This is a genomic window from Bradyrhizobium sp. th-b2 (assembly GCF_000426785.1).
Taxonomy (GTDB): domain Bacteria; phylum Pseudomonadota; class Alphaproteobacteria; order Rhizobiales; family Xanthobacteraceae; genus Bradyrhizobium; species Bradyrhizobium septentrionale.
In genome coordinates this window covers 73,013-81,367 of sequence record NZ_AUGA01000040.1, presented here as the reverse complement: position 1 = coordinate 81,367, position 8,355 = coordinate 73,013, and the positions used below count along the sequence as shown (strand labels likewise).

Sequence of the window (8,355 nt, the reverse complement as noted above, 5' to 3'; positions counted from 1 at the left end):
CGGGGGTAGGACCACAGGTGTAACCGGAGCAATCCGGCTTTCCCTGCGCGATGGGTTACGGCTTACTTCGTGCTCTCCCCGGCGAGACTGGGCTTGCTTGTCACCGCCTTCGCAAAACGCGCTTGCGTCTTGCGACGAGACACCTGCCGCTAGTTGGGCGTCAGGACCACACGACTTCACCGTCCGCCTCATGCGCACTCGTCAGTCGCGCATTCCGCGTCCACCGCATCCCACACCGCGTTCGTGACGACCGCGAAGCGCCCCTCGATCGGGTGAGACGGGCATATTGAACATCTAAGTTGGGTCAAGCGTCAAGTCGAATTCTGAAAAGCCGAACAAATAAATCGAAGATTGACAGCCCGTCGACTCGCAGGATGGGTAGACCGCAGCGAAACCCATCATTTGCGCCGCGGAAGGGAATTGATGGGTCTCGCTTCGCTCCACCCATCCCACGCTCTACTGACCACGCCTCCCCCTCGTTGCGCGGCTCGATCACCCTCCGACGTTCATCGCATTATCGCGCTCTCCACGAACGCCACCGGCGTGCCTTTCGCAAGGCCGGCCGCGACGCGCCCCGCGTCCCAGTTGGTCAGCCGGACGCAGCCGTGGGACTCCGCCTTCGAGACCTTTCCGGGATCGGGGGTACCGTGAATGCCATAGCCTTCCGCCGAGAGGTTGATCCACATCGAGCCGACCGGGTTGTTCGGACCGGGCTTGATCGTGAAAGGCCGCTTCGACTTGACGCCCTTGAACTTGTAGTCGGGGTTGTAGCGATAGGTCGGGTTCTTGTTGATCGCCGTCACCTTCAACGTCCCGCTCGGCGTCGGCTTCTCCGCACTGCCGACCGTTGCGGGATAGAATGCAACGAGCTTCCCCGCAGCGTCGAAAGTGCTGAGCGTCTGCCGGGTCTTGTCGACCTCGACGCGTGCAACCGGCGCCGGATTTCCCGTGTCGAGGACGTTCGCAACCGCGATCGTATCGCCGGCCTTGTCGAATTTCTGTCCGGGATTGAGCGCTTGCAGCAACTCCTCGCTCATGTGGAATTTCTCGGCGAGCGCTTCGCGTGGACTTCTGTAGCCCAGAGCCGGCAGATCCTTCATGCCTTCCATTTTCGGCGGCAACTTCTCGAGGAACGGCCCTTTCACGTCCGCCTCCGCTATCGTGTAGTTGACGATCGCAGCTCCGTCGCTGGCAGCGGCAAGCCTGGTCCAGAGGTCCGCCGTCACCGCCTTGTCGAACGACAATCCATTTGCCCCGGCAAAGGCCGTCAGCGCCTTCCGTGCGTTCTCGCCCAGCTTGCCATCGATCTCGCCGGGGGAGAAATGCGCGCGATCGAGCATAATTTCGAGCCTCGCAACGGAGGCATTGACCTGGTGAGGGCCGGGCAATTTTGCCGACGGCGCCGCCGCATCGTTGATCGAGGCCGCGTCGAGACCCGCCGCCGCCGGCGCGGTCGACACAAGCAGCAGCACAATGGCAAGGGGCCGGAACATCTCGCATCCCAACGTGGCAACCTTCGGTAAAGCCACGGAAAGCTGCGAAGTTCCAATGCAAGCGGCACCGTCAGCGGAGGTCGCATCACGGAGGCCTGTTCCGCCTGATGCGCGGGCCGGCCTCATTTCCGCCCAAGAAAATGAGCGCTCTAGCAAAGGTTGGAAGTCGCTTTCAGAACACTTTTCTTGCAGTTCATTTTCCAGTGGGTGCTGCCATGACCTTGATCGATGGCTTGGGTTACCTCGCGTCGGCGCTTGTACTGCTGACGTTCTGCATGAGCACCATGTTGAGCCTGCGCACCGTCGCGATATTCAGCAATCTGGCGTTCATCAGCTATGGATTGGGCGACCGGATCTATCCAGTGCTCATCCTTCACATCATTCTGCTGCTGCTGTTCCAGATGGTCCGCCTGCTCCGCAAGGCAAAGCTTGCTGCGGCGACGGATCTTTCTCCGAACTGGCTGCAACCGTTCATGCACGCAAAGCACATCAAGGCAGGAGAAACCATCTTCAGGAAAGGCGACGATGCCGACCTTCTCTATATGGTCGTATCGGGGCAGGTCAGGTTTCCCGAGATCGATCGCGGGGTATCGGCAGGCGAACTGTTCGGAGAGATCGGACTGTTTTCCCTCGAACGGCGTCGCACGCAAACTGCCGTGGCGGCAACGGATGTGGATCTGCTGTGGATCAGCGACGCTGCGCTGAAGAAGCTGTGCGAGCGCAATCCAGGACTGTCGCTGTATTTTCTGCGACTGACGGCGACCCGGATGACGGAGAACGCGGCCCGTGCAATCGGGGCTGCCGCGCCCAATCCGGTGTAACCGCGCCGGAAGATGCGCGTCGCCTGCCGGTCCTACGGCGCGGACGAAACCGCTGGGCTCGGCAACGGCGCAAACTGCATCTCTGCGACGGCCGAGCCTGCATAAGCACTGGCGATCAGGATCATGACTCGAATGGCGACGAACATGGTGCCTCCTCAGTGTTTTTCTTGGTCTCTCAATGCCAGAGACTTCTTTCGCCCCGTTGAGGAAAGCTGGTTGCTGCAATCTTGAGGGCATTGGTAAGCGAGCCGTTTACGCAGCCATCGCACGAAGTGGGAACCGTTTCACCACGTGGGAACCGTATCGACCGATCGATCGGACCGCTAAACGCGCGGTTCACTGTCGCAGGGCATTGTTCGCCTCAATCAAGAAGGCGCAATCACAATGCCGATTTTCAGGACGATTCTTGTTGCCGTATCGATTTTTCTTGCCGGTTTGTACGTCTACGACGCCTGCCGCAACGTCGACTTGCTCATGATGGCGCCGGTCGGCGACGTCGTTGCACGGCGCTGGCCCGAAGGCGATGCGTTCCGTCCCACCGCGGCCCCGGTCTCGGCCGCCGCTGTCGACCCGACGCCGGCGGCGCGCGTTAGGGAAACGTTTGCGATGTTCATCCCAAGGGACGGCCGGCGCCATACGCCGACGCAGCGCAGCCTGTAGCGGCTTCGGTTCAGCCCAGCGATACGCCCGCCTTTGCGCGGCTCATGCCCAGGGTCACAATGCGATGCAGCAGACCCGCGTAGTCCAGCCCGTCATGCAGGGCCGCGGTTGCGAACTCCTGGCTCCTGGCGATTTCAGGATTGGGATTGGCCTCGATGAAATAGGGAACGCCATTGGTCGAGAGGCGGAAATCGATGCGCGCGTAGCCATCGAGCCCGAGCGTCCGGTAGATGCGTTTCGCCAGCCGTTGAATATGGGCGGATAGTTCCGGCGTCAGATTCCCGGCCGGCCCGTCCTCAATTCCGATGCGCTCCTGATAGCTCGGATCGTGCTTGACCTTCTCGGTGGCGATGTGCCGCGCACTGTGACCGCCCATGCTGCCGAACTTCAATTCCCAGACCGGCAGAACCCGCAGCCTGTTGTTGCCAAGCACGCCGACATAAAGCTCGCGCCCCTCGATGAACTGCTCGGCGATGGCGGCGGTTCCGATCCGTTCGTGGATGAAGGCGACCCGCTCGGCGAGCTTCTCGTCGGTGTCGACGATGGAAGCCTGCGAGATGCCGAGCGATCCATCCGAGCTCAGGCTCTTGACGATCAGCGGTAACGCCAGACGCGGCGGCCGCTTGACCTTGCGGCGCATCGGGAACACGGCGAAGGCCGGCACCGGAATGCGGCGATGATGCACCAGCGTCTTGGACAGATCCTTGCCACGCGCCAGGATCAGGCCACGCGGGTTGCACCCGGTATAGGGGATCTTCATCAACTCGAGATAACTCGCGATGTGCTGGTCATACACCACCTCGTAGTGGAATTCCTCCAGCAGCGTGAACACCACATGCGGCTTGAAATTTTCGATCGCGTCGCGGACCGGCTTGATTTCCTCCTGCACGCCGAGCGGACGGACCTCATGGCCGGCCGCGCGCAAGGTGCTGACGACGTCGTATTCCGTTTTCCAGGCATTGATCTCCTGGGCGGAGTAGCCGTCCGAGGAATCCGGCGGCACGAAGTCCGGGTGCATCAGCACGAGAATGCGAAGACGTTTCATAGCGCGATCCATTTCCGGCGCGACGGGCCGAACAGCGCGTGCATGGTCTTGGCGGTGAGCAGGATGGTGAAGTTGGCGACGAGCTTCTGCTCAGGGCCGACGGCGCGCAGATTGAGCTCGCGACAGCGCGAGATCATATCATCAAGCACGGCATCGAGCGTCAGCTGGTTCTCGCCGGTCCAGCGCGCGACCAGCTGCCTGATCTGGGCGCGGTGCCGCCTGATGAAGAGTGAGGCCGCCGGATGCCGTTGATGCCGTGGATCGGCCGAGAACAGCTTGGACAGGTCGCGATCATAGGTCTTCGGTGGATTGAAGGCGTAGAACGCCTGCTTCTTCTTGTAGTGCTCGCCGAGCGTCTGCTTGAGTGAATGTAATGGATCGACGCGCTCGCGCGATGTGAGCAGCGGCCGCTTGCCGGCAATCTCGCCCATCAGCTCGTCGACATATTCGAGCTTCTTCAGTGCCGGCCAGCCGGCATAGCGCGTCCGCCAGTTCGAACGCGGCCGCAGCCACACCGCGAAGGTTTCCGCAAAATCCTCGTCCGGATGGCTCTGCGCGTACCACAGCCGAAGATGCTGGACATAATTCCGGCTGGCCGGATTCGGCCGGTAGTAGCGCGGGTAGTGGCGCGACGACGGACCGAACAGCTGCTGCCAGCGCCGGCGGCGTTGCAGCTGGTAGCCGTGCTGGATCACGTGGCCGGCCTCGTGACGGAGAATGGCCATGCACTCGGACCAGGTGCCGCCCTCGACGTCGAGCATCATCTTCTTCTCGAGCTTCATCAGGCGAGGATGGGCGAGATAGAACGGAATAGCGATGCCGGGCGTACTCGACGGACTGAACCATTCGCTCGATATCCACGCGTGCGGCCGCAGCCGCAGCCCCCGTTCCTCGAGCTCCTCGCTAAGCGTGCTGACGCAGTCCGCGAGCCAGGTGCCCTCGACCCTCACCCTCAGGCTGCTGAGGCGTTGCTCCAGCAACTGCTCATCCGTCAGATTCTCCCAGGCATATCTCCGGCGCGGCATAGGTCTCCAGACGTCACGGCAAATCGAAATCCGGATGCTGTCATAGGTTGCTGCCGGTCACAACCGCCCGGCCTTCGCGACGGCCCCCGATCAGGCCGGGCAGCGACCGCGCGGAACGCAAACGCCCTCGCGCTTTCTGGTATAGTCGACCGATATTCACTTAGGCAATTTGAGGGGACGAGAATGGATTATCGGCGACGGCTGCTTTTTCACGGCATGGCCTTGTTCCTGATTGGGCTGGTCACCGGCCTTCTCGAGCAGCACTTCAGCAATGTGCGGATGGCGCTGGCGGCACATCTCGAAGGCGTCATGAACGGCACCTTCCTGCTCGCGGTCGGCGCGATCTGGAGCGAGGTCAGGCTGCCGTCCCGCGCTAGCGCGATAGCCTACTGGGCGCTGCTGTGCGGGACCTACGGCAACTGGGCCGTGACCACGATCGCCGCCATTCTCGGAACCGGCGCACTTTCGCCGATCGCAGCGCCCGGCCTCAGTGCCGCGCCATGGCAGGAAACGCTCGTGACCGCAGGGTTCATCTCGATCGGTCTTGCGATCATCGCAGCATCGATCCTGCTGTTGTGGGGGCTGCGCGGCAAGGCGGCGCTGGTTGCGCCTAAGGCCTGACCCAGCGCTGCACGGCAGCAGTGGTGTCGGCGGGATTGGTATTGAAGCAGATCGAGGCATCGGGCGCGAGCCGGTGCACCAGATTGAGGATCGTCTCGAACAGCAGCAGCCGTTCCGACGGCTCGCGCAACCCGGCGCCGATCACGACGCAATCGTAGCGACGCGCGTTGAGGGCCGCCGCCGTCACCGCTTCGGCGGTCTCGCCTGTATCGATCAGGCAGCTCTCGACGTCGTAGCCAAGCGTCCGCAGGCCGTCGATCTGCGCGTCGATGTAGCTGCGCACCAGCTCGGGGGTAAACTGCGGGAAGGCGGCGAGATCGACGAAGGCCGGATCGAGACCGATCGCCAGCACCGAGGGTTTCGTCATGGTCGCGGTTCCCGATCCAATACATTTCGTCCGAGCATGCCGCAGGTTTGAGTCGAAATCGCGGAAGCGCGTGACCCGTAGCCCGGGTGAGCGGAGCGATACCCGGGGCCGGTCGTCGCAACGCCCCGCATGTCGCTGCGCTCATGCGGGCTACGTGGCGGCGCTTTGCGTCGAAACTGCGGAGCGGTCAGCGGCGGCCGGGGTCCTGCGCGGCGCGCGCGGCCGCAGCCGCACGCCGCTGCAACAATTCGCGCTCCCGCGTATTGCCGGCGAGATCGGCCGCGGCCTCGAACGCGACGCGGGCCTCGGCGAAGCGGCTCAGCCGGTGCAGCAAATCGCCGCGCACGCTCGGCAGCAGATGATAGGAATTAAGCGCCGGCTCGTGCGCGAGACCGTCGACGATCGCGAGCGCGGCGAGCGGACCTTCCGCCATGCCGATCGCGACCGCGCGGTTGAGCTCGATCACCGGCGATTTTACTAGCGCGGCGAGATCGCCGTAGAGGGTGGCGATGCGGCGCCAGTCGGTCGCGTCCGATGTCCCGGCCTCGGCGTGGCAGGAGACGATCGCAGCCTGCAGCACATAGAAGCCGCCGGCGCCGCCGAGCTCGCGGGCGCGCGCCAGCGCGAGCTGGCCGCGGCGGATTTGCAGGCGGTCCCAGCGGGCACGGTTCTGGTCCATCAGCAGGATCGGCTCGCCGTTCGCATCGGTGCGCGCCGCCATCCGCGAGGCGTTGAGCTCCATCAGTGCGGTGAGGCCGTGCGCTTCCGGCTCCAATGGGGCGATCGCGGTCAGCACGCGGCCCAGGCGCAGCGCCTCGTAGCAGAGCTGCGGCCGCAGCCATTGGTCGCCGGTCGCCGCGGTGTAGCCCTCGTTGAAGATGAGGTAGACGATTTCGAGCACCGAGGCGAGCCGCTCCGACAATTCCGCGCCGCGCGGCGTCTCGTAGGCGAGGCCGGATTCCGACAGCGTGCGCTTGGCGCGTACGATACGCTGGGCGATCGCCGCCTCGGTCTGCAGGAAGGCGCGCGCGATCTCCTCGGTGGTCAGGCCGCAGATCATCCGCAGTGCCAGCGCGGCACGCGCCTCCCGCGACAGAAGCGGATGGCAGGCGGTGAAGATCAGCCGCAGCAATTCGTCGCCGATATCGTCGTCAAGCGCGGAATCGAAATCGGGCATGGTCTCCTGCTCCCGCGCCAGATCGTGCGCAAGCATGCCGTGCCGCTGGCTGAGCATGCGATTGCGCCTGAGATGATCGAGCGCGCGGCGCTTGGCGGTCGCCATCAGCCAGGCGCCCGGTTTCTCCGGGACGCCGCTGACCGGCCAGTGCTCGAGCGCCGCGACCAGCGCTTCCTGGGTCAGATCCTCGGCGAGCGGCACATCGCGCAGCATCCGCGACAGGCTGGTGATCAGCCGCGGCTGCTCGATGCGCCAGACACCGAGAATGGTGCGCTGGATGTCGTCCGCGGTCACGCCGGACACCGGCAACACGCCATCATCGTCAGCACTCCATGAAGGGACGAACCTCGCATGACAGTTCCCAATCCGGCATGTGGTCAAGATGAAGCTGCATGAACTCGACCGCGCGCGCCACGGCTTCCTCCTTGTCCTTCAGCTCGAAAACCGCGTAACCGCCGACCACCTCCTTGGCCTCCATGAAAGGACCATCGGTGACGGTGAGCTTGCGGTCCTTGATCTTCACCTCCGCGCCCGCCGTTCGGGGCAGCAGTGCGCCCGTATCAAGCATGCGGCCGGCCGCGATCTCACGTTCGGCGAGCTTGCCGATCGCCTCGCGCAGCGCGGGATTTGGCAACATCGGCTTCTCGGCGACCAGGACATACATGAAGCGCATCGCGTGCCTCCTCTATTCACCGCACTGGCCGGCAAAGCCGGCAAAGGCGCGGACCTCGCAGGTACCTTCCCAGCCCGGCATGTGCTCCCTGTGCAGCTGCATGAACTCGACCGCGAGCGCCACCGCCTCCTCCTTGCTGCGGAGCTCCGAAATGGCATAGCCGCCGATCACCTCCTTGGCCTCGACGAAGGGGCCGTCGACGACGCTGAGCTCGCCGCCGACCAGGCGAACCTGCGCGCCGGTGGCAAGCGGCATCAGGCCGGCATTGTCGATCATGCGGCCGGCCTTGATCTCGCGGTCGGCGAGCTTGTGCATCGCCTCCAGCAGTTCCGGGGTCGGCTGCTGCGGCGGCTGGGACGAGAGGACGATCGACATAAAGCGCATGAAATGCTCCTGTTCCCGGCGAGCGGCAGGATTATTGCGGTGAAATCGGCTCGCTATGGGGGACGACGATCCGGGGCGGGCAGGATCGA

At 63.9% G+C, this 8,355-nt stretch carries 10 protein-coding genes; 3 read left to right on the top strand and 7 right to left on the bottom strand.

Going from position 1 to position 8,355, the window contains the following annotated elements; translation table 11 throughout:
- Positions 1 to 506 precede the first annotated feature (506 nt).
- A complete protein-coding gene (locus K359_RS0133580) occupies positions 507 to 1,493 on the bottom strand; it encodes a L,D-transpeptidase family protein (protein ID WP_035977566.1) in 987 nt (328 codons plus the stop codon).
- 215 nt (positions 1,494 to 1,708) lie between these two features.
- Between K359_RS0133580 and K359_RS0133575 the strand changes: the two genes are divergently transcribed.
- On the top strand, positions 1,709 to 2,314 hold the full coding sequence (locus K359_RS0133575; RefSeq protein WP_029083241.1) for a Crp/Fnr family transcriptional regulator: 606 nt from the start codon (positions 1,709 to 1,711) through the stop codon (positions 2,312 to 2,314).
- Between the two features lie 384 nt (positions 2,315 to 2,698).
- Entirely contained in the window at positions 2,699 to 2,974 is a 276-nt protein-coding gene (locus tag K359_RS0133565; protein WP_029083240.1) for a hypothetical protein, read from the top strand.
- Positions 2,975 to 2,984: 10 nt separating this feature from the next.
- On the opposite strand, the gene K359_RS0133560 is transcribed toward K359_RS0133565, so the two are convergent.
- Positions 2,985 to 4,019 (bottom strand): ATP-grasp domain-containing protein, encoded by a 1,035-nt coding sequence (locus K359_RS0133560; protein WP_029083239.1) that lies wholly within the window; start codon positions 4,017 to 4,019, stop codon positions 2,985 to 2,987.
- On the bottom strand, positions 4,016 to 5,044 hold the full coding sequence (locus tag K359_RS0133555; RefSeq protein ID WP_029083238.1) for a putative zinc-binding metallopeptidase: 1,029 nt from the start codon (positions 5,042 to 5,044) through the stop codon (positions 4,016 to 4,018). The genes K359_RS0133560 and K359_RS0133555 overlap by 4 nt, the downstream gene beginning before the upstream one ends.
- Positions 5,045 to 5,227: 183 nt before the next feature.
- Here K359_RS0133555 and K359_RS0133550 point away from each other — a divergent pair, with 183 nt between their 5' ends.
- Positions 5,228 to 5,665, top strand: coding sequence for a hypothetical protein (locus tag K359_RS0133550; RefSeq protein WP_029083237.1), 438 nt, complete (start codon positions 5,228 to 5,230; stop codon positions 5,663 to 5,665).
- On the opposite strand, the gene K359_RS0133545 is transcribed toward K359_RS0133550, so the two are convergent.
- From K359_RS0133545 to K359_RS0133530, 4 genes are all read right to left on the bottom strand, one after another.
- Complete coding sequence (locus tag K359_RS0133545; RefSeq protein ID WP_029083236.1) at positions 5,655 to 6,032, bottom strand: hypothetical protein; 378 nt, start codon at positions 6,030 to 6,032, stop codon at positions 5,655 to 5,657. The two genes, K359_RS0133550 and K359_RS0133545, sit on opposite strands and share 11 nt — an antisense overlap.
- A gap of 187 nt (positions 6,033 to 6,219) precedes the next feature.
- Positions 6,220 to 7,521, bottom strand: coding sequence for an RNA polymerase sigma factor (locus K359_RS0133540; protein ID WP_245284803.1), 1,302 nt, complete (start codon positions 7,519 to 7,521; stop codon positions 6,220 to 6,222).
- A gap of 10 nt (positions 7,522 to 7,531) precedes the next feature.
- Positions 7,532 to 7,882: a YciI family protein gene (locus K359_RS0133535; RefSeq protein WP_029083234.1), complete on the bottom strand. Its 351-nt coding sequence runs from the start codon at positions 7,880 to 7,882 to the stop codon at positions 7,532 to 7,534.
- A gap of 12 nt (positions 7,883 to 7,894) precedes the next feature.
- Positions 7,895 to 8,266 carry a YciI family protein gene (locus tag K359_RS0133530; RefSeq protein ID WP_029083233.1) on the bottom strand — a complete coding sequence of 124 codons (372 nt, stop codon included), beginning with the start codon at positions 8,264 to 8,266 and terminating at the stop codon, positions 7,895 to 7,897.
- Positions 8,267 to 8,355 lie beyond the last annotated feature (89 nt).

Bases quoted from the DNA above. Each gene is read 5' to 3' on its own strand.
- K359_RS0133530 (WP_029083233.1), bottom strand. From the start codon at position 8,266: ATGCGCTTTATGTCGATCGTCCTCTCGTCCCAGCCGCCGCAGCAGCCG.
- K359_RS0133535 (WP_029083234.1), bottom strand. From the start codon at position 7,882: ATGCGCTTCATGTATGTCCTGGTCGCCGAGAAGCCGATGTTGCCAAAT.
- K359_RS0133575 (WP_029083241.1), top strand. From the start codon at position 1,709: ATGACCTTGATCGATGGCTTGGGTTACCTCGCGTCGGCGCTTGTACTG.
- K359_RS0133580 (WP_035977566.1), bottom strand. From the start codon at position 1,493: ATGTTCCGGCCCCTTGCCATTGTGCTGCTGCTTGTGTCGACCGCGCCG.
- K359_RS0133555 (WP_029083238.1), bottom strand. From the start codon at position 5,044: ATGCCGCGCCGGAGATATGCCTGGGAGAATCTGACGGATGAGCAGTTG.
- K359_RS0133545 (WP_029083236.1), bottom strand. From the start codon at position 6,032: ATGACGAAACCCTCGGTGCTGGCGATCGGTCTCGATCCGGCCTTCGTC.
- K359_RS0133550 (WP_029083237.1), top strand. From the start codon at position 5,228: ATGGATTATCGGCGACGGCTGCTTTTTCACGGCATGGCCTTGTTCCTG.
- K359_RS0133565 (WP_029083240.1), top strand. From the start codon at position 2,699: ATGCCGATTTTCAGGACGATTCTTGTTGCCGTATCGATTTTTCTTGCC.
- K359_RS0133560 (WP_029083239.1), bottom strand. From the start codon at position 4,019: ATGAAACGTCTTCGCATTCTCGTGCTGATGCACCCGGACTTCGTGCCG.